This is a genomic window from Psychrobacter sp. Ps2, assembly GCF_022129405.1.
Lineage (GTDB): Bacteria > Pseudomonadota > Gammaproteobacteria > Pseudomonadales > Moraxellaceae > Psychrobacter.
This window is the reverse complement of record NZ_JADQAM010000045.1, coordinates 1-25,922: the sequence shown is the minus strand read 5'-3', so window position 1 is coordinate 25,922 and position 25,922 is coordinate 1. Positions and strand designations below refer to the sequence as shown.

23 protein-coding genes and 2 pseudogenes are annotated in these 25,922 nt (G+C 43.2%); 18 read left to right on the top strand and 7 right to left on the bottom strand.

Features of this window, described 5'->3' with window-relative positions; genetic code table 11:
• Nucleotides 1-101 precede the first annotated feature (101 nt).
• The 3 genes from pheS to rpmI all read right to left on the bottom strand — a co-directional run bounded on the left by pheS (nt 102) and on the right by rpmI (nt 2,158).
• Entirely contained in the window at nt 102-1,157 is a 1,056-nt protein-coding gene (gene pheS, locus I3254_RS05245) for a phenylalanine--tRNA ligase subunit alpha (protein ID WP_101204929.1), read from the bottom strand.
• A gap of 327 nt (nt 1,158-1,484) precedes the next feature.
• Complete coding sequence (rplT, locus tag I3254_RS05240; RefSeq protein ID WP_011281252.1) at nt 1,485-1,841, bottom strand: 50S ribosomal protein L20; 357 nt, start codon at nt 1,839-1,841, stop codon at nt 1,485-1,487.
• 119 nt (nt 1,842-1,960) lie between these two features.
• The gene (gene rpmI, locus I3254_RS05235; RefSeq protein WP_057761939.1) at nt 1,961-2,158 is read right to left on the bottom strand and encodes a 50S ribosomal protein L35; all 198 of its coding nucleotides are present in this window, start codon (nt 2,156-2,158) and stop codon (nt 1,961-1,963) included.
• A 435-nt stretch (nt 2,159-2,593) separates the two neighbouring features.
• On the opposite strand from rpmI, the gene I3254_RS05230 reads away from it, so the two are divergent.
• The 7 genes from I3254_RS05230 to I3254_RS05200 all read left to right on the top strand — a co-directional run bounded on the left by I3254_RS05230 (nt 2,594) and on the right by I3254_RS05200 (nt 8,960).
• The gene (locus I3254_RS05230; RefSeq protein WP_102093896.1) at nt 2,594-3,037 is read left to right on the top strand and encodes a thioesterase family protein; all 444 of its coding nucleotides are present in this window, start codon (nt 2,594-2,596) and stop codon (nt 3,035-3,037) included.
• A 170-nt stretch (nt 3,038-3,207) separates the two neighbouring features.
• A complete protein-coding gene (gene hisIE, locus I3254_RS05225) occupies nt 3,208-4,065 on the top strand; it encodes a bifunctional phosphoribosyl-AMP cyclohydrolase/phosphoribosyl-ATP diphosphatase HisIE (protein ID WP_201580085.1) in 858 nt (285 codons plus the stop codon).
• 205 nt (nt 4,066-4,270) lie between these two features.
• Complete coding sequence (gene tatA / locus I3254_RS05220; RefSeq protein ID WP_057761945.1) at nt 4,271-4,510, top strand: Sec-independent protein translocase subunit TatA; 240 nt, start codon at nt 4,271-4,273, stop codon at nt 4,508-4,510.
• Between the two features lie 26 nt (nt 4,511-4,536).
• Nucleotides 4,537-5,247, top strand: a complete 711-nt coding sequence (gene tatB / locus I3254_RS05215; protein WP_238051893.1) for a Sec-independent protein translocase protein TatB — start codon at nt 4,537-4,539, stop codon at nt 5,245-5,247.
• The gene (tatC, locus tag I3254_RS05210; protein ID WP_238051891.1) at nt 5,247-6,134 is read left to right on the top strand and encodes a twin-arginine translocase subunit TatC; all 888 of its coding nucleotides are present in this window, start codon (nt 5,247-5,249) and stop codon (nt 6,132-6,134) included. Before tatB ends, tatC begins: the two co-directional genes overlap by 1 nt.
• Before the next feature lie 216 nt (nt 6,135-6,350).
• Nucleotides 6,351-7,850, top strand: a complete 1,500-nt coding sequence (locus I3254_RS05205; RefSeq protein ID WP_057761950.1) for a UvrD-helicase domain-containing protein — start codon at nt 6,351-6,353, stop codon at nt 7,848-7,850.
• Between the two features lie 75 nt (nt 7,851-7,925).
• Nucleotides 7,926-8,960 carry a tRNA-dihydrouridine synthase gene (locus I3254_RS05200; RefSeq protein ID WP_238051886.1) on the top strand — a complete coding sequence of 345 codons (1,035 nt, stop codon included), beginning with the start codon at nt 7,926-7,928 and terminating at the stop codon, nt 8,958-8,960.
• A 45-nt stretch (nt 8,961-9,005) separates the two neighbouring features.
• Here I3254_RS05200 and I3254_RS05195 read toward each other — a convergent pair whose 3' ends face one another.
• Together I3254_RS05195 and I3254_RS05190 are read right to left on the bottom strand one after the other, a co-directional pair.
• Nucleotides 9,006-9,431: an MAPEG family protein gene (locus tag I3254_RS05195; protein ID WP_238051944.1), complete on the bottom strand. Its 426-nt coding sequence runs from the start codon at nt 9,429-9,431 to the stop codon at nt 9,006-9,008.
• Nucleotides 9,432-9,445: 14 nt separating this feature from the next.
• A complete protein-coding gene (locus I3254_RS05190; RefSeq protein ID WP_102078166.1) occupies nt 9,446-9,859 on the bottom strand; it encodes an OsmC family protein in 414 nt (137 codons plus the stop codon).
• Between the two features lie 474 nt (nt 9,860-10,333).
• Between I3254_RS05190 and I3254_RS05185 the strand changes: the two genes are divergently transcribed.
• Nucleotides 10,334-10,852 carry an RNA pyrophosphohydrolase gene (locus I3254_RS05185; RefSeq protein WP_057761956.1) on the top strand — a complete coding sequence of 173 codons (519 nt, stop codon included), beginning with the start codon at nt 10,334-10,336 and terminating at the stop codon, nt 10,850-10,852.
• A gap of 90 nt (nt 10,853-10,942) precedes the next feature.
• Here the strand turns inward: I3254_RS05185 and I3254_RS05180 are convergent, their stop codons facing one another.
• Together I3254_RS05180 and I3254_RS05175 are read right to left on the bottom strand one after the other, a co-directional pair.
• Nucleotides 10,943-11,770: an NRDE family protein gene (locus I3254_RS05180; RefSeq protein ID WP_238051884.1), complete on the bottom strand. Its 828-nt coding sequence runs from the start codon at nt 11,768-11,770 to the stop codon at nt 10,943-10,945.
• Nucleotides 11,771-11,878: 108 nt separating this feature from the next.
• Nucleotides 11,879-13,531, bottom strand: a complete 1,653-nt coding sequence (locus tag I3254_RS05175; RefSeq protein WP_238051882.1) for a DUF4139 domain-containing protein — start codon at nt 13,529-13,531, stop codon at nt 11,879-11,881.
• 460 nt (nt 13,532-13,991) lie between these two features.
• On the opposite strand from I3254_RS05175, the gene urtA reads away from it, so the two are divergent.
• The 10 genes and pseudogenes from urtA (at nt 13,992) to I3254_RS05125 (ending at nt 25,869) form a co-directional block, all read left to right on the top strand.
• Nucleotides 13,992-15,296: an urea ABC transporter substrate-binding protein gene (gene urtA, locus I3254_RS05170; RefSeq protein WP_102092144.1), complete on the top strand. Its 1,305-nt coding sequence runs from the start codon at nt 13,992-13,994 to the stop codon at nt 15,294-15,296.
• 298 nt (nt 15,297-15,594) lie between these two features.
• Nucleotides 15,595-17,334: an urea ABC transporter permease subunit UrtB gene (urtB, locus tag I3254_RS05165; protein WP_238051942.1), complete on the top strand. Its 1,740-nt coding sequence runs from the start codon at nt 15,595-15,597 to the stop codon at nt 17,332-17,334.
• 10 nt (nt 17,335-17,344) lie between these two features.
• Complete coding sequence (urtC, locus tag I3254_RS05160; RefSeq protein WP_238051881.1) at nt 17,345-18,415, top strand: urea ABC transporter permease subunit UrtC; 1,071 nt, start codon at nt 17,345-17,347, stop codon at nt 18,413-18,415.
• Nucleotides 18,416-18,522: 107 nt separating this feature from the next.
• Nucleotides 18,523-19,269: pseudogene (urtD, locus tag I3254_RS05155) on the top strand (urea ABC transporter ATP-binding protein UrtD); the annotation flags it as partial.
• A 78-nt stretch (nt 19,270-19,347) separates the two neighbouring features.
• Nucleotides 19,348-20,046, top strand: coding sequence for an urea ABC transporter ATP-binding subunit UrtE (gene urtE / locus I3254_RS05150; protein ID WP_057761967.1), 699 nt, complete (start codon nt 19,348-19,350; stop codon nt 20,044-20,046).
• Between the two features lie 305 nt (nt 20,047-20,351).
• Complete coding sequence (gene lgt / locus I3254_RS05145) at nt 20,352-21,236, top strand: prolipoprotein diacylglyceryl transferase (protein WP_057761969.1); 885 nt, start codon at nt 20,352-20,354, stop codon at nt 21,234-21,236.
• 148 nt (nt 21,237-21,384) lie between these two features.
• A pseudogene (thyA, locus tag I3254_RS05140) lies at nt 21,385-22,014 on the top strand (thymidylate synthase); the annotation flags it as partial.
• Between the two features lie 100 nt (nt 22,015-22,114).
• Complete coding sequence (locus tag I3254_RS05135) at nt 22,115-23,350, top strand: tyrosine-type recombinase/integrase (RefSeq protein ID WP_238051878.1); 1,236 nt, start codon at nt 22,115-22,117, stop codon at nt 23,348-23,350.
• The gene (locus I3254_RS05130; RefSeq protein WP_238051877.1) at nt 23,347-24,879 is read left to right on the top strand and encodes a hypothetical protein; all 1,533 of its coding nucleotides are present in this window, start codon (nt 23,347-23,349) and stop codon (nt 24,877-24,879) included. Before I3254_RS05135 ends, I3254_RS05130 begins: the two co-directional genes overlap by 4 nt.
• 51 nt (nt 24,880-24,930) lie before the next feature.
• Nucleotides 24,931-25,869 carry a site-specific integrase gene (locus I3254_RS05125; protein ID WP_238051875.1) on the top strand — a complete coding sequence of 313 codons (939 nt, stop codon included), beginning with the start codon at nt 24,931-24,933 and terminating at the stop codon, nt 25,867-25,869.
• Nucleotides 25,870-25,922 lie beyond the last annotated feature (53 nt).

Here is a 25,922-nt window from a genome sequence, read left to right as displayed (position 1 = left end):
ATACAGCGTCAGGCTCGCTCAGTCTACAATTTGTAGTACTTTCACTCACTTTCCTTGGATCTAAATTATCTTGAACTGACTATATAGCTATAAAAAAAACTCTAGCCAAATTGCTTTAAGAAGCGCACGTCATTTTGGAAAAACAAGCGCAAGTCATCAATACCGTAATACAGCATCGCAAAGCGTTCGATACCCATACCAAAAGCAAAGCCAGTGTATTTGTCGCTATCGATACCGCAATTAGTCAATACTTGTGGATGTACCATGCCGCAGCCCATCACTTCAAGCCACTTACCGTTATCATCTAAAATATCCACTTCTGCAGACGGCTCAGTGAATGGGAAAAATGAAGGACGGAAACGTACGGTCAGCTCTTTGGCAAAAAACGCTTCTAGAAACTCACTGATTAAGCCTTTTAGCTCAGCAAAAGTACTCGACTCGGTGACCATGAGACCTTCTAGCTGATGGAACATCGGCGAATGAGTTTGGTCTGAGTCGTTACGATAAACACGGCCTGGGCAAATGATGCGAATCGGCGGCTCATTTTTTTCCATGGTACGAATCTGGACAGGACTGGTATGCGTACGCAATAGATAATGCGCATCAAAATAAAAGGTGTCATGCATCGCGCGCGCAGGATGGTGCGACGGGATATTCAACGCTTCAAAATTATAGTAGTCGCTCTCAACTTCAGGACCGGTTGCGACATTGAAGCCCGCTTGAATAAAGTACTGCTGCATACGCTGAGTAATCATGGTTACTGGATGCAGATGACCTTTTTGACCACCGCGAGCAGGCAAGGTAATATCAATGCTCTCGGCCTCCAACTTGGCATTGAGCGCTGCGACTTCTAGTTGCTGCTGCTGGTCTGTCAGTGCTTGCTGAATGCGACTACGCACTTGATGCAACCAGCCGCCATAAGTTTTTTTATCATCAGCATCGAGCTTGCCCATCTGCTTTGACCAGCCCGTTAACGGACTCTTTTTACCAGTCAATTGCACACGCAAATCTTGCAGTGTACGCGCATCAGTTACTTGTAGGATTAGAGCTTCAGCAGCACTCGCAAATTCGGTAAGCTGAGCTTCGTTAAGCTCATTAAGCTCTGAAGACAAGGTCGGTAGCGCCGACAAGTCGTTGGTGGCAGCAGGGTTAGTCATAAGACGCATTATTCCTGATTTGAACGGACTATTAATTGTAGGGATTTGACCAAATATTGCAAACCATTTATCCAGCTATGTTTATATAAAAGATTAATATAAAGGCTGGTTATAAGAATGGCTTGAATATTTAGACGATGATAAGCGTATTTTTACTCAATAAAGTTCAATATAAAGCACGCTTAAAATAATTTAATATAAAAAAAGCCACCGACCAGCGGTAGCTTTTATTAATATCATACTATTAATCAATATTAGTCCTATCCATTTAGACAATTGCTTATAAATAATTATTTAAAAGCATCATACCTAAAGGACGGTTAATATTTAGGCCAATTCCGCTTTTGCTTTTTCGACCAATGCTGTGAAAGTCGCTGCATCATGCATAGCGATGTCTGCTAGAACGCGACGATCGATTGCGATGTTTGCTTTTTTCATGCCATTGATGAAGCGGCTATAGCTTAAGCCGTTTAAGCGTGCACCAGCATTGATACGTGCGATCCAAAGACGACGGAAAGTACGTTTCTTGTTGCGACGGTCACGATAAGCATATTGACCAGCTTTGGTCACTGCCTGTACCGCTACGCGGTAAACACGTGAACGGGCACCATAGTAGCCTTTTGCGCGCTTTAAGATTTTTTTGTGACGGCGATTTGCCTGTACACCACGTTTTACACGGGCCATAATTTACTCCAAGATTTTTTAATCACTGTTAAGCGAGTGATGATGCTGTCAAATAACAAACATCATTGTCAGATTGCAAAGTCAAATATTTTCAATCAAAGATAGATGACGGTAGGCTATTAAATGTATGGGCACATACGACGAACTGCTGCTTCGTCAGACTTGTGCACCAACTTAAGACCACGCAATTGGCGAATACGCTTAGCTGATTTCTTGGTCAAAATATGGCTTTTGAATGCTTGCTTACGCTTGAAGCCATTCGCTGTTTTTTTGAAGCGTTTAGCTGCGCCGCTTCTGGTTTTCATCTTAACTTTCATGATGATTTGCCTCTTTTTCTGTTTTAGAACCTGGTCGTCAAATAGTCATGCTGAATAATCGTTATATAAATAACCACTAAACCTCTATTTGCCTCGAGGTGGGAGGCGCTATTTTAGCAGATAGTGCCTTGTTTTGCCAAGTAAAGTTTTGGCGAGGTTTTAGTAGTCAATATAGACAAGTAATCAGCATCAAATAAGCGATAGCAGCTCTCTTAAAAGCCTTAATAAAATGGCTGATTTTTATCCAAATAGATTGAATGTCAGCCTAAGCTGTGCTTAAGTAGAGACTGAGCTATATCTTTATATAAACCCTATTAAAACCCACTTATTCACCATGAGTATTTACGCTGTAATGTATAGTCATAATGATAACAATGCTGCCAACCTACAGCACGATAAGTAGAACAATCTTTGGCCATCACTCTAGGAGATAGTGTGTCAAAACAAGAGTTAGTATTCGACGACGACTTGTTTGTTTTTGAGACAGTGATGCGTGTACGTCATACGGAAGCCGACGCAGGACAGCATATGACGGTAGAATCTCTGACAGCGCTATTGTCCGAAGCACGGCTAAGATTTCTATACGCTAAAGGGGTCAAAGAAATCAACGCAGACCATCAAGGCTTGATTATTGATAAATTGCAGCTAGATATTGTGAGCCGTATCCGCGTACGAGAAGAGCTATTATTTGAAGTTGGTGTTGAGCCAATATATGATAATGGCGGTAATATAATCCTAAAGGTCACGCGGATGCATACGGGCGAGATAGTAGCAAAAGCACGCCAGCACTTTCGAGGTTACGACTTTAACCTCAATAAAGTGACCAAGCTTGATAATACGATTAAAGAAGCGTTGTATCCGCATTTATTTAGACTGTAGAATCGCTTATTATCAATAGTATGCTGTCATTTAGCATAGTTGCACTCTATAGCACATTTAGTTGACATCATATTGCAGAGCATTTCAGATAATCTCCCCGCTTTAATCATAAGTAGTATAATTGCTTATCACTCTTTTTCACTTTCTACCTATAAGACGACAAATACATTATGACTTTACCTGCTTGGCTGACTGCCGTAACTTTTAATGATGATGGTTTGATTCCTGCAATTGCTCAAGATCATCAAACAGGTCGTATTTTGATGATGGCGTGGATGAATGCAGAAGCATTACAGCTCACTGCACAAACACAAACAGCGGTTTATTTTTCACGCTCGCGTGCCAAGCTGTGGCATAAAGGTGAGTCATCAGGTCATACGCAAACTGTGCATGATATTCGTCTAGACTGTGATGCAGATGTGATTGTGCTTAGCGTCACTCAGGCTGGTGGCATTGCTTGCCATACAGGACGTGAGTCTTGCTTTTATCAGCGGTTGGATTTATCAGGTCAAACGCCTGAATGGCAGACCGTCGATAAAGTATTAAAAGACCCTGCGGATATTTATCATTCTCATGAATCTACTAGCGACACTCATGAAACTGAAAACACTGGCGCGAATACTGACTCTGATACTATCCAAGCACAATCTAATATTGCTCAAGCACAAGTCGATAAAGCCTCTGTATTGCAGCAGCTTGATAACGTATTGGCAGAGCGCAAACAAGCCGATGCCGACAGCTCTTATGTCGCCAGTCTGTACGCCAAAGGATTAAATAAGATATTAGAAAAAGTTGGTGAAGAGAGCACAGAGAGTATCATCGCTGCCAAAGATTTTGCTAACTGTGATGAGGTTGCAGACAAAGCCAGCTATGATGAGGCGCGTCATGAGCTGATCTATGAAGTCGCCGATGTCTGGTTCCATACCTTGGTTGGGCTGGCATGGTTTGATATAGAGTCGGATGCCGTGTTAAACGAGCTAGGCAGACGTTTTGGGTTGTCCGGTATCGATGAAAAAGCCGCTAGATAAGCCCAAATAAAAAATAAACGTCTATTTTATTTGATTATTGTTGCTTTCACCTATTTGTAATAAGTGCAGGTTATAATATAGCTCTGTTTTATCTCGCATTATATGTCGATGCTTTTTGTTTGCTAGATAGACCTTTTTGCAAACTAACAGCAGGCATATAAAGACTAAAATCCAAGTCACAAAACCAGGTCACAAGGATACCATTATGGGTAGTTTTTCTATTACACATTGGCTGATACTATTGGTCGTTGTCGTTGTCGTGTTTGGCACCTCAAAACTCAGAAATGCTGGTAAAGATTTGGGCGGTGCTGTCAAAGGCTTTAAAGAAGCGGTTAAAGATGAAAATACAGAGCATGCCAAAAAACACGCGGTTCTTGACCACGATGCAACGGCACACACTGAAGAACGCTCAACCACCAAGGTTGATGATAAGCATAACGTATAGCATCTAAACAGTGACATCGGACCATTATGTTTGATATCGGGTTTTCTGAACTACTTCTCTTTGGCGTTATCGCCCTAATCGTACTGGGCCCAGAAAAACTGCCGCAGGCAGCGCGCATGGCTGGGCAATGGTACGCCAAAATTCGCCGTACAGTCTCAACATTGCAGTCTGAAATAGAGGCTGAGCTTGACTTGGCTGAGACACGTCAGCAAATGCAAAAAGAGCTCGCCAAAATTCGCCAGACCGAAGCTGAAATGAGGCGTGAAATGGCTGAAATGCGCGGTAATATGAAAGCTTTTGAAAGCTCACATAGTCCTGCTTCGATAGCTTCTGAAGCATCTACGAATGCTGAAAATAGCAAGAGTGACGAAGCTCATAAAAATAGCCGCACACAAAAGCAGCAACCAACCACGCCAAAAGCATTCGACTATGCTTATGCCACTAACGAGCAGCCAAATACAATAGAAAATGGTCAATTATCGAAGCGCGGTCACAGCGGTGACAATATAAATGATCCAAATGTAGATAATGCAAATGTGAGTGACAACGCCAAGGCAATGCCAGTTGTTCAGACCATCACTACCCGTCCATGGGAAAACATGTGGTTTCGACTTGGCGCTTATGACAAAGCACGTCGGCTCCCAATGCCGCCATATGTGCCAAATTATAAAGCTGACGCCCTACTCAACAGTCCTGCCAACATGCAGACTTCTGACCATAAGCAGGAGACTGATTGATGCCATTATTCAAGCGCAAAAAAAGTCGTCAAGAGAAAATCGCTGTTTCTGCCATTACTGACCAAGATGTTATTGATCAAGAGACTGAAGCAACGACCAATACCACTCAAGATAAAAAATCAGATGACGTCTTAAGCCCTTTGGCTGATATGCCTATTACCGAGCATTTGATTGAGCTGCGTCGGCATTTGATCAAAATATGCGTGGCGGTACTGATAATATTTTTAGGTTTGGTCGGCTATTCGCGTGAGCTATATAACTTGTTGTCTGACCCGTTGGTGGCGCAGTTACCCGCCAATTCGACCATGATTGCCACCGATATCACATCGAACTTTATGGCGCCGATACGTTTGACCGTATTTGCAGCTGCATTTTTGGCGATGCCCTATATCCTTTATCAAATTTGGTCATTTGTAGCGCCCGGTCTGTATAAAAAAGAAAAGAAAATTGCTATTCCAGTACTGCTATCTTCTATATTTTTGTTTTATGCTGGTGTGGCTTTTTCTTACTTTATTGTGCTCAAAGGGGTCTTAAAGTTCTTTATCATGTTTGCCCCGCAAAACGTACTACCCATGACAGATATCGACAGCTATCTCAGTTTTGCCTTAAAATTATTTATGGTATTCGGCTTAACGTTTGAGATTCCAGTTGTCACTTTGCTATTGATATTGGCAGGTATTGTCTCCATTCAGAGCTTAGAAGAAAAGCGTCGTTATATCATTGTGGGCTGTTTTGCTGTGGCTGCCGTTGTCACGCCGCCAGATGGCGTATCGATGCTCATGTTGGCGATTCCGATGTGGTTGTTGTTTGAGCTTGGTTTGTTTTTGGCGAAGATTTTAATCAAAGAAGAGCCCAGTCCTACTCTCATATCGACAGACAAAGAATAAAACACTTATCAGTCTAATCCAGACTAAAATAAAGTTATTGATTACATATAGCTATGCGTTAAACTACCATTACACCGTTTTATTCTTGCCTCATTAGTAAGCTGATTGCTTACTATCACGCTTTAGCATCACCATCATCTATAAGCCATTGTTTACCCAGTGGCTTTTTTTGCCCCTTTTGTTTTTAATCAATTTTTGTATTTAGGTAGCTTTATTATGTCCGCATCTATGCCAGCTTATATGAGCGATCCCACTGACGAGCAGCTGAGCGCGCTGAATATGGCGATGGATCACAAGTCGTTTAAAGTGGTTGCTTATGCGGGCGCCGGTAAGACAACGACGCTCAAGCTAATCGGTGAGCGCTTACGTGGCCGAGGACTGTATCTGGCCTTTAACAAAGCGATCGCCAATGATGCTCGTTCAAAGTTTCCGCCGCATGTAGAATGCCGTACTTTTCATTCACTAGCTTATCGTCATGTTGCTCGTGATATTACCGCCAAGCTATCTTTGCCACGATTTTCACCTAAGCGTCTCGGTGATGATTTAGGACTACAGCCTGTACAAGTACGTCGACAAATGGATGGGGTTAATAAATACATTACGCTGACACCCGCACGATTGTCTCGGTTCGTCAGCGATGCGGTAAGTAATTTTTGCAGCACGCATGCCAGCTACCCTGCGCCAAGGCACATACTCTTCCCAAGTTGGCTCGATGACTCAGATGCAGAGCAGCTGCGCGAGATGCTCTACCCCGCTGTTGAGCAGCGCTGGTTACAGTCGATTGATGCGCGTCACCCTGCTGGTATTGGCCATGATATTTATCTCAAGCTTTGGGCGTTGTCTAAGCCCAGTATTCCAGCGGACTTTATCTTATTTGATGAAGCCCAAGATGCCGATCCCTTGATGATGGGTATCTTGACTCAGCAGTCGAGACAAGTCATCTATGTGGGCGATGCACACCAGCAGATTTATGAATGGCGCGGTGCGGTCAATGCGATGAAAAAACTGCCGCTACCGCAGACATTATTGACACAGTCTTTTCGCTTTGGCGAGCCGATTGCAGAAGTGGCCAATACCTTATTAAAAGCGCTACAAGAAGACGTACCGCTAAAGGGTAATCCAAACAAGCAATCCTCTACCGATAAGGGCATGGTACACAGTAAGAAAGATGCTATTTTGTGCCGTACCAATGCTGCTGCTATGTCGCAACTGTTGACAGGATTAAAACACGGGCATCGCGTGGCGCTACAAGCGGATACCGACCGTATGCTCAAATTCTGTCAGGCAGCCGAAAACTTAAAAAATGGTAAATCGGCTTACGGTGTACCTGAGCTGGCTTATTTTTATAATTGGGGTGATGTGCAAGAGTACGCCGAAACCAATGAGGGTAGCGACCTCAAAACACTGGTCAAACTGGTCGATGACCATGGTACTAATGTACTAAGCCAAGCGGTCAATAGTCTGACTAGCATTGAAAACGCTGACTATGTCATCTCTACTGCTCATAAAGCCAAAGGGCTTGAATGGGGAAAAGTACAACTAGATGATGATTTTTACTACGATGTGACAACCAATGCAGTCAAGATCAGTCCAGAAGAGTTGCGTTTGCTCTACGTTGCCTGTACTCGTGCGCAAAGCAATTTGGATATTCATAATATTAAAGACTTGATATCAGGATTGCAGACGGGCAAAAAAGTGATTTTTGGTAATACCTAATTACCCTACACCTCTGTCAGACTCAAGTTTTATTCAATCTCTCTTATAACGACCCTTTAGCAGTGAATCACCAGCATGAATAATAGCCAGCAACTTCAAACGCGTCAAAATACTATCAATCAGTTATTTGCAGCTCCCGTGCGTTTGCTCGCACCTATGGAGGGCTTGACCGATCCATTAATGCGCCAAATCTTAACCCAAATTGCGTCTGACTTGGGTCGTCCTTATGATTGGTCAGTCAGTGAGTTTATTCGCATCACTCAGCACGTCTTGCCTGCGCATGTGTTTTATAAATATGTGCCTGAGCTACATCATGATGCCAAAACAGCCTCTGGTACGCCCATTCATATACAGATTTTGGGTAGCGAAGCGCAGCTGATGGCAGAAAACGCCACTTATGCTTGCGAGCTTGGTGCACCTGCGATTGATATCAATTTTGGCTGTCCTGCAAAAACGGTCAACAGCCATCGTGGTGGTTCTGTATTGTTAGATGAACCTGAAACAATGTATCAGATTATCAGTGCCGTACGTCAAGCCGTTCCCGCTCACATACCAGTATCAGCTAAGATTCGCTTGGGCTATACCGATACCAGTCGAATGGATGATATTCGCGGCGCAATTGCCGCAAGTGGTGCCGACTGGCTAACCATTCATGCACGCACTAAGACCCAAGGATATAAGCCGCCCGCCTATTGGGACAAAATTCAAAGTTTTAATGCGCTCGATATTCCAGTCATTGCCAATGGAGAAATTTGGAACATTGAACATGCGCAAAATTGTATGACGCAAGCAGGTACACCGCATTTGATGTTAGGTCGCGGCGCAGTAACGCGTCCTGATTTAGTGGCACAGGTTGATAATGATACTAAAAACAGTACTGATAGCGTAGAGAATACGGCTACATTATTATGGCAAGATTTGATTGCCCATCAGATTAAGTTTTTGGAAGGTGAGGCAAATAACGACGTGGTATTGGTTGGACGCTATAAGCAATGGCTAGGTATGCTCACCAAAGGCTATGTTGAGGCGCAAACAGTGTGGGAAGGTATCAAACGAGAGAAAAATAAAGCGGTAATTATTAGCGCACTACAAGCAAGCGTACGAAATTAATCACCTGCTTGTATTTGAGCATTTTGGCAGTTACAGTTAGTTTTACTAGACGCTGACTCGTATCGCTAAATAAAATAGCATTAGACAACATGCCATTGATAATACCCAAAGGATAGAGCGAAACGTCGATAAGTTGGTGATATAAGCGGTGCAATAACCAATCCGAATGATCACATATAGCCAAGCCAATACGTTGATAATCGATTGTGGTACAAAGAACAGCATAGCCACCAGCACTGCCGCCAAAAATACCGGCAAAGTCTCATAGCTGTTTTTTTGTGCAGCATCAGCACGTGCCGCCATCCCTGTCGCATTTTGAAAAAATTCGCGAGGATGTGCATTATTTCTGATTCTAAAGCCACCAGATACTTTTGCAACGATTGACACCGCCCATGGCAGTAGGCTTGCTACCACCATAGCCAAAATGGCTGACGCCACTTTGTCAGTTACCAACTCAAAGAATGCACTTATCATTATATAAGTCCCTAGCCTGCAACCACTTCAAAGTCATGGGTGATATTGACCCCACCTGCTACTAACATACGGCTGGCAGAACAGTATTTTTCTGCTGATAACTGGATGGCTTTTTCGACTTGTTTTTCTTTGACACCTTGACCAGTGACAACGAAATGCATATGAATATCGGTATAGACCGCTGGTACGGTTTCAGCGCGCTGGGCGGTTAGCTCACAACGTACATCCGTCACTGCTTGGCGTGATTTTTGTAAAATCTCTACGACATCATAACTGGCGCAACCACCTAGTCCTAGCAAAATCAGCTCCATTGGGCTTGAGCCTTTCTCTTTATCAGCATCGATTTGTACATTATGTCCTGATGGTGACACACCCATAAACGCTTTGTTCTCTTGCCATATGACGCTTGCTTTTGATTCTGACATTGTAGATGTTCCTTATTTTAAATGGCGTATTGCCTATTATTATTGTGTGAATGATATATTGCCCAGCTAGTGTAGCATAAGCCAAAGCAAGATTTTATAGGCTCATTGTTTTGCTGCTAGCTCGCCAGTGAAATCTGTGCTTTTATCACTTTATAAATATCGCAATAGTGGACTTCGACAGTTTATTAAATAATGTATGTTCATCCGCCTATTACTACTCTTCAACACTTGCCTAAAAATTCCGTATAAAACCCTACAAAAGTCTGCTTATAAATAGTTGATTTTAAAAGGTAAAGCTCGTGAAACATTTTATAGCAAAATACTGTTACACATTTTGCTTGTTTCTTGGTTTAATAACGGTAATGAATCTTGTTTTGAGCGGATATCGATAACAATCACCTTATAATAATTACGATTGCTGTCACGGTTTCAAGTCAAAACAAGCTATTTTTAAACAAATTAAAAGGTTTAGTCATGATAGATGCAGACGGCTTTCGCGCCAACGTCGGCATCATCTTGGCAAATACACAAGGGCAGGTTCTGTGGGCAAAACGTATTGGTCACAACGCTTGGCAATTTCCGCAGGGTGGTATCGACCGCGGGGAGACGCCGATGGATGCAATGTATCGCGAGCTCTGGGAAGAGGTCGGCTTACATCCGCGTCACGTAGACTTATTGGCAGTCACGCAAGACTGGTTGCGCTATCGTTTGCCAAAACGTTATGTACGTCATGGTCAGCATCCCTTATGTATTGGGCAAAAACAAAAATGGTTTTTGCTACGCTTAGATGAGCCAAATACTCAACATATCCGCTTTGATGAAGGGAAACCTGAATTTGACCATTGGCAATGGGTCAGCTACTGGTATCCACTCGGACAAGTGATTCACTTTAAACGAGGCGTTTATCGTCGTGCCTTACAAGAATTGGTACGCGAACTCCCCCTAAAGCAAGAGCTGATCATTCCTGAGCAAAATAATCATTTGCTTATGTAATGAGTCACTTAATAGTACGATGCAAAACACCCACGATAGTCGCTAGAATATTAGCAATTACCGTGGGTGTTTTTTATTATCTCTTAACGGTCACTTTGAATGATTGTCAAACTCACGGCTAATAATATTCGCCGTGTAGTTTGCTCCCGTATCTCTCTCTTTGCGCAACGTTAAGATGCTTTGGGTGCGAGTACCATACGTAGGTTTGCTACTATCAGTATCGCCAAAAGCGACGGGTTCAATATAAACAGACGATAACATCTGCTCCACTTCAAATGCCACGCCAGTAACAGGCAGTCTGTCTTCTGGTGCTTTGGTACTATCTGACAAGACACTAAAAGCCGCCGCTTGCCAGTACGCAGGTGAGCTATCCTCTGCAATCAATGGCAGCACCTCTTGACGTAGTCGCCCGCGCAACCGCTCTGTCTTAAACCAACTGTCCTCTGGTTGACCATTAGAGATAACATGTAGACCTGAATACAATGGCGTGGGTGCATGACCGCGATTATTGACGATTACAGCTTGCGCAGCGTCACCAATGATCAGATTAAAACCCGCATAATCTTGCAAATCAATCTGCCGTGCAAAATCCATCGGACTTAGAGTCCCTGTCAAGAATTCAGTGACCAGTGCGCCTCGCGATCGCTCATCACTGCTTGCTTGCACCCCATCACGGAAATTTAATACTGCAGCCCAACGACCATTCTGTTCATAATACTCTGGACTCTGCGCTGGCGATGCTTGCTGATGAATGCCTAACCACGTACCACCGCTTTGTTTATCGCGTCCAGCATAGATAGGTTGGTCAGACCACTGGTGGAGCGGCTCAGTTGGGCGCTGCAAAAACTCATCACGATTAGACAGTAGTACCAGTGGTAACTCATCAAATAATTGCCAAGCAATAGCGACAATACACATAGCTTTCCTTTTATAATAATTTTCGTTATGCGGGTAATTCTTAATAGAGGCAAAGATATTATTTCAGACTTTACCTATTGATAAGGTAGCTTTTATAGATAGTAATTATTAATTGCCAGTCAGTAATTTATTGGCAGGATAACTAATCTGGGAGGTTGAACGTATTACTTGTGATTGTTTACTTGGTAAGTCAAATTCCCATGCCACTATGCCTTGATTGTCATTCCAATCTCGCTCGGTCACAAGCGGCGTATGCGTGACTGTAACTTTCAAGCTGTCATCACGGCTGATAGGCTCGCTCCCCAATACTTGCAGGCGCACAGTGCGGTTATGCTGATTGGTAAATTGATAGGCCTTAGTCGTTGTTAAGGTTTGTGTGCGGTTGAGCACGCCTTTTTCCCCTTGCTTGTCTTCATTGATTAGCGCTTTGACCATCATGCTAGGATCACGACCAAAACCAATCCCCTGCTCTTTTAGCATTTGATAGTTATAGCGCGATTGTCCAACATAATTGTCATCACGGTACAGCTGTAGCGCCCCATCGACCCAGTCTGGGGTCAGAAACGGTGCTGAAGCATACCAGTAGGCGGCTGTCTCAACGCTCGGGGTACTACGAACCCACAGCTTACTGCTGCCAGACTGCTCGCCAATGACAGTACGTACTCGTCTGCCATCACTTGGAATACTGACCAGCTGCGGTAAGCGATACTCGATGATGCCATTTTTATTCTGGCTACTGACGGTGAAATTCGGTAGCGGTGCCATACTAACTCCTGCTCCTTTGGTGTAAGCCGCTTCTGCCATCATAACAGGAGCAGCATCCATCATAGGTGACTCACGCCTAACCTTAGCATCTTGATTCTCTTCATATAATGACAGACGCTGCACATACGGCAGTTGCCCTGTCGTACTCTGGTTGGGGTTCACGGTACTGAGCGTCAAAGGTACATTGGTCCAATTCTCGCCCGTTTGCTGGGCGATAATCGCAGAGGCCGTGATACTTAACTGCTCGCTATTCGTATTTAGACGCGCTTGATACGCAGGCTCCCAACCTGCACCGCGCACTTGGTAGTGCAATTTAAGGGTACTTGGCGTGCGACTGGCCGTGCGCACACTCACCTGTGTCACTTTGTTAAATGTTAATGTCGCACTGCCTGCCATCAGTTGATTAAGGGCGCCTTGGGCACGCGCTTGTCGCTGTTGAATCTCTAAAATTTTTTGATTAATACCGGTTGCTTGCGTTTCTATGTCGTGTGCATTATTGGCAATTGTGCTGTCTGTATTGACTTGCGTGGCTTTGGTCAAATTCTGCAAGTAGGCCTTTGCTAACCGTGCTGCTTCTAATTCCGCATTAATACTAGCTAGAGTATTTTGCTGCGTCTGTACCTTGGCATCACCTTGATACTGACACTGGGCTGCCTGCTCACCTGTCAGCTCTTCGATACTGACTTCCCCAACGCTAACATTATTCGTCGCTTGTACGCTTAGACTTTCTTTATCCATATAAGGTGACAGGCACGAAAACACTACCGTTTGCTCACCGCTACCTGTGACTGGTAATGCGCGCGTCACGCTTGCCAGCCCTTGATAAATAGTCACTTGCTCGACACTACTGGTGGCTGCCTTTGCCGAAGACAATCCCAAAATAGCACTACTACCAAGTACAAATGGCAGGATAGCAAATTTAGTTATTTGATTAAGCGGCGGTAATACGCTGCCATGGCCTGTTGAGACAGGCGAATCCGTTAATTGTGCGTTCATACATCATTCCTTAGCAGTACAATCCATCATGGCAGCTACGCATTGGCTCAACGCGCAAAATAGTAACTATCTTAGAGAGATTACCGTAGCCGTTTTACAGGTCTTTGGCAATAAATGCTTTTGGCAGACAGCATTTTTAGTAAAAATCGCCTTATCGATAAATCTCTTAATATGGTAGCTCTTCAATTTTAAAAATTTGGTTTTCTGTATTGCACCATTTTTTTGTTCATCTCCCCTTTATGGTGCAGTTTATTAGCCATCCTGCACTAAATTAATGAATATATTAATCAGAACCTAATTATTGCTCAATTATTACTCGATTATTGGCTTTTTTAACTTGGCACGGAACTTGAACGCTTAATAAATGTTCAGGAGCCATATTTTATCTTTTGTGTTTATTTAGGAGATGTCCATGTTTTCGTTACCAACTTTAGCCAATCCTCAATTTGTTGAGACTCATATGCACGGCAAAATCAAATCACGCTTCTCATTATTAGCGATTGCTGTCGTTGGTAGCTTGAGTCTCGCGGGCTGTCAAAAGCCTGCCGAAACCGCGACAGCCACAGAGACAACAGCCGAAACAAATACAGAGACAACGACTACCCCTGCCGCTGATGGCGACACGATCAAAGTGGGCATCTTACATTCGCTATCTGGCACCATGGCCATCTCTGAAACTTCTCTAAAAGACACGGCACTCATGACCATTGATGAGATCAATGCCAATGGCGGTGTACTCGGTAAGCAACTAGAACCAGTAGTCGTCGACCCTGCTTCTGATTGGCCATTGTTTGCCGAAAAAGCCCGTCAGCTGCTCACTCAAGACAAAGTAGATGTCATCTTTGGTGGTTGGACATCGGTATCACGCAAATCCGTGTTGCCTGTAGTTGAAGAGTTGAACGGGTTGATGTTCTATCCAGTACAGTACGAAGGACAAGAGCAGTCAGAAAACATCTTTTATACTGGTGCGGCACCAAATCAGCAAGCTATTCCGGCAGTAGAGTACTTGATGAGTGAAGAAGGCGGCGGTGCAGAGCGCTTTGTGTTGTTAGGTACTGATTACGTTTATCCACGCACCACCAACCAGATTTTAAAAGCATTTTTGAAATCAAAAGGCGTGGCTGATGCAGACATCATGGAAGAGTACACGCCATTTGGTTTCAGCAATTATCAAACCATCGTATCTAACGTTAAAAAGTTCTCAACGGGCAAAAAGACCGCGGTTATCTCGACCATCAATGGCGATTCAAACGTTCCGTTCTATCGTGAACTAGCGAACCAAGGTATCAAAGCGTCAGACATTCCAGTCATGGCATTCTCTGTCGGTGAAGAAGAGCTACGCGGTATCGATACCAGTCTGCTACAAGGGCATTTGGCGGCGTGGAACTACTTTATGTCGATCAAAAACCCAACCAACAGTGCCTTCACCAAACGCTATAAGCAGTATGCATTGGACCAAAAACTACCGAATGCTGAAAAAGTCGTGACCAATGATCCAATGGAAGCGACTTATGTCGGTATCAACATGTGGAAGCAAGCTGTCGAAAAAGCCGGTACGACTGATGTCGATAAAGTACGTATTAGCATGGCGGGACAAACGTTCGACGCACCTTCTGGCTATACATTAAAAATGGATGAAGAAAACCATCACCTATGGAAGCCTGTCATGATTGGTCAAATTCGTGCCGACGGACAGTTTGATACGATTTTCAAAACGCCAGAAGTTATCCAAGCCCAGCCATGGAGCGAGTACATTCCTAAATAGGCTATCCCTAAATAAATCAGTACTGAAAAGCACGTATATAGTAACTGAAAAGTAGGCGGATGGATAAACGATACCAATAACCGTCCTAACGCCTACTTTTCACACTTATTCTTAACTTTTAAATAACACCAAACCTTATCAACTCTTCTATCGCTTAAAACGCTAAGCGGTAGAATCTAAAGGTTTGTTGTCTGTGAAAAACAGGGAGCCGCACATGCAGCACCATACTTTACGCCCGTTTGTAGGGCAAACATCGTCCAAAAATGGTAGTAACCCCCAAGCATCAGCCAGTGAAGTCATGCAGCATACGGCTCGTTTTTCAATTCATGCGCCTCTGCGATTACTTGCATTGATGGCATTATGCATAACAATTTTCACCACCACAGCGTATGCGGATCATAATGGTCAGATACATGACCACGATACGAATACCGTTCATAGTGAGCAATCACTGGTCACGACTGCGAACGTATCTACTTCTACTCAAGCCACCTCGGATACCTCAACAGCAACTACAAGCTCAGGTGATGCCATTCAACAATTCGTGGCAGGTGATTTTAGTAAGCGTCAAGCTATGCTAAGTGATTGGCCAGGATCCGTTGAGAGTTTAGATAGTTTGGTTGAATTTATTGCCAATGATGAGCTATATCAAGGCAATGGTGGACAAACGTATCTACTGAATAAAGATGACCAGCTGTTTACTTATCCTGATAAAAAAAAGACTGACGATTGGCCAAGTGATTTATCACAAATTACCCTGACCAATGCCCTACGCTCAGCGCTCATCTTTGGTCAAGCCAAGGTAAAACTAGCATCTGACAAGCCAGCACAGCGCCTACAGGCTGTAGAGATTTTGGCCGACAATATTGACCAAGTAGATCCAGCCATTATTGCGACAGCAGCGGCAAATGAGGATAGCGCTAAAGTCAAAAAGGCACTAACGGCACTACAAGCTCGTATTGATTTTAAAAACGGCGACCTGCCCACTCAGATTGCAGCGGTCAATCTACTCACTGATAGTGATAACCCACAAGTATTGGTCGATATCGAGTCTGCCCTCGCGGCTGATGGCTTAGATTCCTCGCTCAAAGCTGCACTTATCGATGCAAGAGATAGCGTGTCACGGCGTATCGAAATCAGCACCTGGACGGGCCATATCTTCACCGGTATGAGTACCGCCAGTATTTTACTGCTCGCCGCGCTTGGTCTCGCCATTACCTTTGGTTTGCTTGGCGTGATTAATATGGCGCACGGTGAGCTAATCATGATTGGCGCGTATACCACTTATATGGTTCAAAACTTCTTTCAAGCTTATATGCCAGATATGGCAGGTTGGTATTTGCTTGCTGCTATTCCAGCTGCTTTTTTAGTCAGCGCTGTCATCGGTATGATTATTGAACGTATCGTGATTCGTCCACTATATGGTCGTGAGCTAGAGACCTTATTAGCTACCTTTGGCGTAAGCTTAATATTGATGCAGTTGGTACGGATGATTTTTGGTGCGCAGAACGTTGAAGTCAGTAACGTGGCGTGGCTCAGCGGCGCATATCAGGTGTCCTCAAGTCTCGTACTGCCTTATAACCGTATTGCCATTATTGGCTTTACCGTCATTGTCGTGGCACTACTGGTGTACTTACTCAACAAAACGCGCTTTGGATTGTTTATAAGAGCCGTTACCCAAAACCGTCAAATGGCACGTGCTGTCGGTATCCCCTCTGCACGTATCGATATGATGGCATTTGGGTTGGGCTCTGGACTGGCTGGTATGGCTGGCTGCGCCCTTGCCCAAGTCGGCAACGTGGGTCCTGATCTGGGACAAACCTATATCATTGATACGTTTTTGGTCGTCGTCGTCGGCGGTGTCGGTCAAGTATGGGGCGCAGTATTGGCCGCCTTAGGACTTGGTGTGAGCGGTACGGTACTTGAGATTGGTATCGGTGCAGTACTGGCTAAGATTGTATTGTTGGTTCTTGTGATTCTGTTTATTCAGAAACGGCCACAAGGTTTATTTGCACTCAAAGGCCGCTTTGTCGAATAAGGAGATTCCTATGATACTGACCAAATTACTGTCTGATACACCGCGTAGTGCTTTTTTAATTGGATTATGTTTTGCCGTACTGCTTATATTACCTTGGCTACACCTTATGCCGGAGACTTCAGCCTTTCACCTTTCAGCCTACTGGATTACCCTGATTGGCAAAATCATGGCACTAGCGATGGTGGCTTTGGCGCTAGATCTCGTCTGGGGCTATGCCGGTATCTTAAGCTTGGGACATGGCTTGTATTTTGCCTTGGGTGGTTATGCATTTGGCATGTACCTAACACGTGAGACAGCAGGCGATGCGCTTCCTGATTTTATGCGATTTTTGAGCTGGACCGAAATGCCATGGTACTGGGCGGGCACGCAGCATTTTTGGTGGGCTGTCGCACTGGTCGTATTAGTGCCTGGCTTAGTTGCTTTTATCTTTGGTTTCTTTGCCTTTCGCTCCAAAATCAAAGGGGTGTACTTTTCTATCATCACTCAAGCCATGGTCTATGCAGCAGCCTTGCTGTTCTTCCGTAATGAGACAGGCTTCGGTGGTAATAATGGCTTTACTGGTTTTACTACCCTTCTCGGCTACGACATTACCGCTGCCTCTACCCGCTCTATGCTGTGCTTTGTCACGGCCTTAGCATTGTTAGTCTCTTATATGGGTTTGCGTCATTTAATGAATCAGCCTTATGGTCGAGTGCTCGGTGCTATTCGTGACAGCGAAAACCGCTTGCAGTATTTAGGTTACCGTACGTTGTGGTACAAGCTATCCGCTTGGGTATTATCCGCCGTCATCGCTGGTATCGCTGGTGCGCTATATGTGCCGCAAGTCGGCATTATCAATCCGAGTGAGATGAACCCAGTGAACTCAATTGAGATAGCCGTCTGGGTAGCGACTGGTGGTAGAGGAAGCTTAATTGGCGCGATCTTAGGAACTGGTGTGGTGAACGCTGTAAAAACCTACTTTACGGTCGCCTACCCTGAATTTTGGCTATTGATATTAGGCGGGCTATTCGTCGTCGTGACGTTGTTTTTACCCAATGGCATTATGGGCTTGTTCGATCGATTCAAAAAGGAGAAACAATAATGCTAAATAATAAATCACCATCGACTGAACAATCGACCAAAGCGCTATCCGAATATGATCATACTGATGGACGTGACGGTCTCAGTCACCCAAAAAAATCAGGCGTCGATTTTAGCCATGGTATCGCTCTGTACTTAGAAGATGTGAGCGTTTGGTTTGATTCGTTTCGCGCACTCAACAATCTGTCACTCTATATCGAAGAAGGCGAGCTACGCTGTATCATCGGCCCAAATGGCGCTGGCAAAACCACACTAATGGATGTCATTACAGGTAAAACCCGCCCTACCGAAGGCAGCGTGTTTTTTGGTCAGACTCACAACCTTGCCAGCTTATCTACCGAACAAATCGCTGAAGCAGGTATCGGACGTAAATTCCAAAAACCTACTGTCTTTGAGAACTTTACGGTGATGGATAATTTGTTACTTGCTGCGCCGAAAGACAAACGTGTGGTCAAGAGCTTGTTCAACAAACTCAATGCCGATACTCGCGATACCCTCGACGCGACCCTACAACAAATTCGCCTGACCGATAAGATCAATAAACCTGCTGGCTTGCTCTCACATGGACAAAAGCAATGGCTAGAGATTGGCATGCTTTTGATGCAAAGCCCCAAGCTAATTCTGCTTGATGAGCCTGTGGCCGGTATGACTGATGCAGAAACTGAACATACCGCTGAGCTGTGTCTACGCCTTAAAAAGAATCATACCTTAGTAGTAGTTGAGCATGACATGACCTTTATCGATGCTATCAGTGAAAAAGTCACAGTATTGGCACAAGGGGCGATTTTGGCCGAAGGTACGTTAGCGGAAGTGCAAGCCAATGAAGCAGTGATTGAGTCCTACTTAGGTCGATAGCTAAACGTATCATCTAGACGAGCCAAACGAACATTCCCTTTGAAATATTAGAAAAGTTTTAGAGTTTAGGAGACAGCCATGTTACAAGTGAACGATATCAACCAGTATTACGGCGGCAGTCATATTTTACGAGATGTCTCGTTTACAGCACCTGTAGGCGCATGCAGCGTGGTACTTGGACGTAATGGCGTGGGCAAAACTACGCTACTTAAGTGCCTGATGGGGATACTACCGATTAAATCAGGAGAGATTTTGCTCAATGATAAAGATATCAGCAAGATGTCTCCAGAGCAACGTGTCCGAGCAGGTTTGGCTTATGTACCACAAGGACGCGATATTTTTTCGACACTGACGGTAGAAGAGAACATATTAATTGGTATGGCAAAGTTTTCACGCAGTAAGGCCAAACACGTACCTAAGCATCTGTATGATATTTTTCCCGTACTCGATGAGATGAAACATCGTCGTGGCGGTGATTTGTCTGGTGGTCAGCAGCAGCAACTTGCCATTGCACGCGCCTTAGCCTCCGAACCGACTGTGTTAATTTTAGACGAGCCAACTGAAGGTATTCAGCCCTCTATCATTAAAGACATTGGCCGAGTCCTGCGTGACCTAGCGGATAAAGGTGACATGGCCATTGTACTGGTTGAGCAATTCTATGAGTTTGCCGAAGAGCTTGCTGACAATTACACGGTACTATCACGCGGCAAGGTAGTCTCACAAGGCGCAGGCGATACGATGGTCGAAAACAAAGTACAAGATCTGGTCGCCATCTAATTTCTTTTAATAATAGATGTAATAATACAAATTGGTAGTGAACGCTCGATAATGCTAAAAATAGCACTTTCATCTCAAGCTAATAGCTACCAAGATTACATATCATCACGAAAACACTCCTTAATTAAAGTCATTTTTTTCACCTCACTTCTTATCTTTTTTGACTCTTAGCCTATACATTCTGTATCATCTCAAAGAATCAAATTACTCATACACTCTGATTGGCACTAGAGCAATTATGTATGCCCAGCGAACGAAATTTGCTATTATAGTCAGCATTTTATTATCAATATTATGATGCCTTTATGATGATTCATCCTCAGTACGATCCTGTAGCATTAGCAGTTGGACCTGTCGAAGTCCATTGGTATGGGCTGATGTATTTGTTGGCATTTGCCGCCGCTTACGGACTGGCATGGTACCGCAGTACCAAGCGTGAAGGCTGGACGACAGATATGGTCTCTGACCTAGTGTTTTTTGGCGCACTTGGTGTGATATTAGGTGGCCGTGTCGGCTATGTATTGTTTTATCAGTTCGGTGAACTGCTCCAAAACCCTGCCTACCTGTTCAAGGTCTGGGAAGGCGGTATGTCATTCCATGGTGGCCTGATTGGTGTCATGTTGGGTATGCTGTATTTTGCCCGCAAATATAAAAAGACACCTTTCCAAGTGCTCGATTTTGTCGTTCCCTGTGTGCCAACTGGTCTATTGTTCGGACGTATTGGTAACTATATCAATGCCGAGCTATGGGGCCGCGTCTCTGATGGTGGCTATAACTGGTTGACCTACTTCCCGCAGGCCGCTAGCGTTGATATGCAGCAGCTACAAGCCAATCCTGCGCTACAAGACCTGATGACTGAGGTCAATGGCCAGTACCTGTTGCCTCGTCACCCGTCGCAACTGTATGAAGCCCTTGCAGAAGGTCTGCTGTTATTTCTATTCTTGTGGTGGTACTCATCAAAGCCCCGTCCTCGTATGGCAGTGACTGGTGTCTTTATGCTTGGTTATGGCTTTAGCCGTTTCATCATTGAGTTTTTTCGCCAGCCAGACATCGACCAAGGATTCATCTTGCTAGGCTGGATGACCAAAGGTCAGATACTAAGCGCCCCAATGATAATTATCGGTCTGTTCTTGATCGGTTATGCCTATAAACGCGGCATCTACGACTGGGGTAAGCAAGCTGCTTATTAAGCCTACCTTTTTGTGATAAAGGTTGATGACTTAAAATAGGGTATGCTATCAAAACGCTTATCCTAGCAATACTTTCAATAATGACAGTGTATATATCGACTATTCATCTAGCCTGTATGTGCTGTCAGCAGTAACTAAAGAGCATTTTATGATCAATGGCATCCAAAGTAATAACGAGCAAGGCTATTTAGATTTGCTACGCCACGTTCTCGACAATGGCACCGAAAAAGGTGATCGTACTGGTACGGGTACGCTTAGCCATTTCGGCGCGCAGCTACGCTTTGACTTAGCAGATGGCTTTCCACTGCTAACGACCAAAAAGGTTCACTTTAAATCTATCGCTTATGAGCTATTATGGTTTTTGAGTGGCAGCACTCATGTCGACTATCTACAACAGAATAATGTTCGTATCTGGAATGAGTGGGCGACAGCAGAACAGACCGCGCGCTTTAACAGACCTGCTGGCGATTTGGGTCCTATCTATGGGCATCAATGGCGTAACTATGGCGCGACCAAAAATGAAGATGCCAGTTATAACGCTGATGGCGTCGATCAAATCGCACAGGTCGTTGAACAGATAAAGACCAATCCGAATTCGCGCCGCTTGATTGTGTCAGGCTGGAATCCAGGTGAAGCAGAGCAAGTAGCCCTACCACCATGTCATACATTATTTCAGTTCTTTGTCGCAGACAACAAGCTGTCGTGCCAGCTGTATCAGCGTTCGGCTGACTTATTCCTATTATTCCCCTATAATGATAATTCACAGTATGAATTATTAGCAGCCTAGGAACATCTCATTCCTCTATACTTATAGTGAACATCAGGTCAATGCATAATATGATATACAATTTAATCTATGTATTACTTTGGCCTATATTATGGATATTAAGATTTGTTCCAATAGAGAATTAGACCTATCAAAATCTTATTTAATTAGTGAAATACCAGACCTATTACTGGATCAGAAAGTCAAAGTGAATGGGGTTGGTGTATTTGATGATAGTGGTAAAATTCTCCCTCTTATCTCTGAGTATCTATCATATCAATTCAAGCACGAAAAGATTGCTCATGAAACAGCAAATACATATGGCAAAAACCTAACTTACTTCTTAAAGTATATCCGTAGTCGTCCAGACTATAGCGATGATGAAACTGATGAGGTCTTCATTACAGTCCCAGGGTATGTAATTCAGGAATACTGTACCTTCTTAAGTGTTGAAGAACATAGAAGTTCAGCTACTATTAGAAATCGTGATGGAGCAATATACGCTTTCCTCCATTTCCTCTGCAGTCGCACAGAAGACCGTCAGCCGCTTAGAGAGGATAATCCATATAGTAATGGATACTTTTCAAAACTACCAAAGCGTACACCAATTACTTCATGCACTCTTGATGATCTTTTCATATTGATTCAATCTACTCGATTAGAACGAGAACGAGTAATACTTCAGTTTTTATATGACTCTGGCGTGAGGCGTTCGGAGTTGATCAGGGTTACTCTTAAAGATTTTAGAGATACTGTCAACTTTAACTCTGAAAAGTTCATTTCAGTAGAGTCCGATCAACCTATTCATGCAGACTACGTACCTTTAGCCATTAAAGGTAGCAAGGGGCGTGGAAATCAAATCAAACCACGATGGACGTTAGTTAGTTCGGCAACCATTAAACGTATACAGAAATATCATGCGTCTCCGCTCTACAAAAAACATGCTCGCAAATATGTAAATCCAGATGAAACCCCAGCATTTTTTAATGCTAAAGGTACTCCTTATACACGTAAAGCGATAAACGAGTTACTTGAACGTATCAGCAAACGTGCAATAAAGAAAGGTCGCCTCGATAGAATAATCTCTCCTCACAAGCTACGGCATGGTAATGCCTATGCAATATTGCAATCAAATGAATTAGGATCCGACTACCTAGATCAGCTCGTTATCGTACAAAAAAACTTAGGTCATAACCACCTCAGTACTACCCAAATGTATACCAGCATTCCTCAGGAAATTTATAATACTATTTGTGATGAGAATGGGGACTTACTAACTAGAGCTGAGAAGATGAGGCGCTTATCTGAACAGACACAATTGAAAATTGGCATTAAGGACATCAAATGAAAAAGGACGGAATAGCCACTGATCAATTGGTAAGTACATGGGTAGAGGGCTTATTAAAGAGTCCAAACCAACTCTTATCCTTACCACTTAGCAGCCATTTCAAGGATCCTTGGGGCGTCAATATCACATCTAAATTTTTAGCGAAAGAGACATCTATCACGGTCAATGAAGCTGATAGACGAAAGCACCTCACCGTTCCATTGATAGAGAAAATGGCTGAGATGAAGGTTGTCGTAAAAGGAGCTTCTAGTAGAGAAAATATAACTCGACAGAGAATATTATATTGGTATAGCAATTTAAGTTTTAGTGATAAGAAAAACCTTCCTCGTTTGACTAAATCTATAAACAACGTTTGCTTCAAATCAATAGGACACGAGCAGGACTACTGGAATGTTTTAGCAACTCAATATGAATTGGTAGCAAAAACAATCGATGAGATTCATGAAGATCTCTGTAGACTGGGAATTATAAGTGCCGGTTTTAATAAAGTCGAGTCAAGAAAACGTCCTATTAGAGACGAAGCATCTGCTATCTTAGAGTGGGTATCAAAAACAGTTAGAGATACAGAAGCGCTGTGGGAAGTACCAACCAGTAAGTCTGATAGTGCTTTAGGTTTCGGTGTATCTGTTCAATATATTCAAAGGGCTGTAGGTATCTCATACTGTACTGCGCAAAAATACAGGTTCCTTACGAATCCTGTAATTGAGAAGATGATCAAAGAAGAGATTCTAGTAATACCAGATGGGAGCTATGAAGCTGCTGGCATCGAAAGCAGGAGGAAGCTACTGAATTGGTACAGACAGTTATCTGAAAAAGAAAAGCATACTTTACCTATTTTTGGTAATAAGATTTCGATAGGAAAAATGTCTTCAGAACAATTACCTATAACGAAAGCCTCTTTAAGATTTAATGTTGTTAGAAGTGCTTGGGACTTCATTCACAAAGATCTTGAAAAACTTGGAATTATTGACCCAGATTATAAAAGCGTTGCTGAAAGAACAAGTGAAGCGAACGTTAATAGAAAAAACTATAGTGAAAGTCAGATAGAACGTTTTCATAGACTGGCAGCCAGAGAGTTAAATGCTGCTGATGACTTCTTCTTTCCTTCAAAACTAGAACCGTTTATTCAGGTTGAGCAACTGTTTGCTTGTACTAGCAAAACTGTCTCTTCAGAATCAGGCAAGAGTAACTATAGAATTGCGAGTAATTCCTTTATATATTTCTTATCTGAACTATATGGTAATTCACCTTTAAAAATTGTCACAGTTTTTGATGAGCATCTCCTATCTAGATATCGAAAATATTTAGAGAAAAAAATAATAAGTAAAGAAATATCAAGTCATCATGCGAATACAGCTTTGAGTTCAGTACGCAAAACGCTGGGGAGGCTGACCCAAGTACGGGATTTGGAATATAATTTTTTCGATATCAATGGCTTTGCTGTAAGTAGAGAAACAGACGTGAAAAAGCCATTTACAATGAACGAGCGAATTCAGGTATTAGATGCTATCGAAAAAGGATTGTGTTAATCTAGAGCAGCTCTCATACCTTATAAAAAAACTGGTATAGGGAAAAATCCTTTGAATGAGAAAGGTCGTATAATAAGAGGCCTTTCTACATTAGATAATGCGAGATGGCTGTTTGAAAACCCCTTGGGGTGTAAGCCAATCCATTACCATACAGCAGAATCCCCTATCGAGAAATCTTTCTTGAACATTACTGCCAGTTCAGACAAAGGACTGAGCGAGATATATGACGAATGGGGTGTTACTCCAATGATAAATATGGACATACTAACGCCCTACCTCTTAAGGCTTGCTCAAATTACAGGCTTAAATACAGATTCTTTACTTTCTCTCAACGTAAACGATTATCTAGAATCTCATCCAGCAACATCGCGACCTTGTCTTAGATATTGGAAAGAGCGCTCTGATGGCTATAAGGAGTATCATCTCGACCTTTTCAATACAGAACTGACATGGCTCACATCGTCTCAAGCTAAGTCGATAAAATTTATTTTCGAAGAACTAAAGCAGTTAACTGGCGGTATTCGAAAAGACATAGAGAATGATACATGCAGCGATAGGTTGTTTATTTACAAATCAAACGGTCGTAGAAGTCATGGAAGAGTATCTCCCCTACTAGGAAATAAAGGAAAAAATAGTAAAGCCTTAAATAATAGCCTATCTAAGTTTGTTGATAAATATAACTTAAAGAATGATGTAGGAGAGCCGTTAACTCTTACAATAAGCAGATTTAGACCAACCTTTGTTAGTGAGATGTTAGACAGTGGAGTGACTTTACGCGAAATTCAGCTCATGTTAGGGCACTCCTCAATTCAAACAACTATTGGTTACCTCGACTCTTTTGACTTCAATACAATAAGTAGAGTAAAGATAAACGATAAACTAAAAGAAATACATCAATCTACTTTGAATAAACAAACTCAAGAAGTACCACAAGAATTACAAACTAGAGATACCAACGAATTAGCAGGGAGTTTCCTAAAAACTGTGTAACTGCTTATAATCCATTAACAGGAGAATAAGCAATGACTACTCAATCTGACATT

What these genes read in the sequence shown, in the direction of transcription:
- pheS (WP_101204929.1), bottom strand. Translation starts at nt 1,157, where the DNA reads ATGACTAACCCTGCTGCCACCAACGACTTGTCGGCGCTACCGACCTTG.
- rplT (WP_011281252.1), bottom strand. Translation starts at nt 1,841, where the DNA reads ATGGCCCGTGTAAAACGTGGTGTACAGGCAAATCGCCGTCACAAAAAA.
- rpmI (WP_057761939.1), bottom strand. Translation starts at nt 2,158, where the DNA reads ATGAAAGTTAAGATGAAAACCAGAAGCGGCGCAGCTAAACGCTTCAAA.
- hisIE (WP_201580085.1), top strand. Translation starts at nt 3,208, where the DNA reads ATGACTTTACCTGCTTGGCTGACTGCCGTAACTTTTAATGATGATGGT.
- tatA (WP_057761945.1), top strand. Translation starts at nt 4,271, where the DNA reads ATGGGTAGTTTTTCTATTACACATTGGCTGATACTATTGGTCGTTGTC.
- tatB (WP_238051893.1), top strand. Translation starts at nt 4,537, where the DNA reads ATGTTTGATATCGGGTTTTCTGAACTACTTCTCTTTGGCGTTATCGCC.
- tatC (WP_238051891.1), top strand. Translation starts at nt 5,247, where the DNA reads ATGCCATTATTCAAGCGCAAAAAAAGTCGTCAAGAGAAAATCGCTGTT.
- I3254_RS05205 (WP_057761950.1), top strand. Translation starts at nt 6,351, where the DNA reads ATGTCCGCATCTATGCCAGCTTATATGAGCGATCCCACTGACGAGCAG.
- I3254_RS05200 (WP_238051886.1), top strand. Translation starts at nt 7,926, where the DNA reads ATGAATAATAGCCAGCAACTTCAAACGCGTCAAAATACTATCAATCAG.
- I3254_RS05190 (WP_102078166.1), bottom strand. Translation starts at nt 9,859, where the DNA reads ATGTCAGAATCAAAAGCAAGCGTCATATGGCAAGAGAACAAAGCGTTT.
- I3254_RS05185 (WP_057761956.1), top strand. Translation starts at nt 10,334, where the DNA reads ATGATAGATGCAGACGGCTTTCGCGCCAACGTCGGCATCATCTTGGCA.
- I3254_RS05180 (WP_238051884.1), bottom strand. Translation starts at nt 11,770, where the DNA reads ATGTGTATTGTCGCTATTGCTTGGCAATTATTTGATGAGTTACCACTG.
- I3254_RS05175 (WP_238051882.1), bottom strand. Translation starts at nt 13,531, where the DNA reads ATGAACGCACAATTAACGGATTCGCCTGTCTCAACAGGCCATGGCAGC.
- urtA (WP_102092144.1), top strand. Translation starts at nt 13,992, where the DNA reads ATGCACGGCAAAATCAAATCACGCTTCTCATTATTAGCGATTGCTGTC.
- urtB (WP_238051942.1), top strand. Translation starts at nt 15,595, where the DNA reads ATGCAGCATACGGCTCGTTTTTCAATTCATGCGCCTCTGCGATTACTT.
- urtC (WP_238051881.1), top strand. Translation starts at nt 17,345, where the DNA reads ATGATACTGACCAAATTACTGTCTGATACACCGCGTAGTGCTTTTTTA.
- urtE (WP_057761967.1), top strand. Translation starts at nt 19,348, where the DNA reads ATGTTACAAGTGAACGATATCAACCAGTATTACGGCGGCAGTCATATT.
- lgt (WP_057761969.1), top strand. Translation starts at nt 20,352, where the DNA reads ATGATGATTCATCCTCAGTACGATCCTGTAGCATTAGCAGTTGGACCT.
- I3254_RS05135 (WP_238051878.1), top strand. Translation starts at nt 22,115, where the DNA reads ATGGATATTAAGATTTGTTCCAATAGAGAATTAGACCTATCAAAATCT.
- I3254_RS05130 (WP_238051877.1), top strand. Translation starts at nt 23,347, where the DNA reads ATGAAAAAGGACGGAATAGCCACTGATCAATTGGTAAGTACATGGGTA.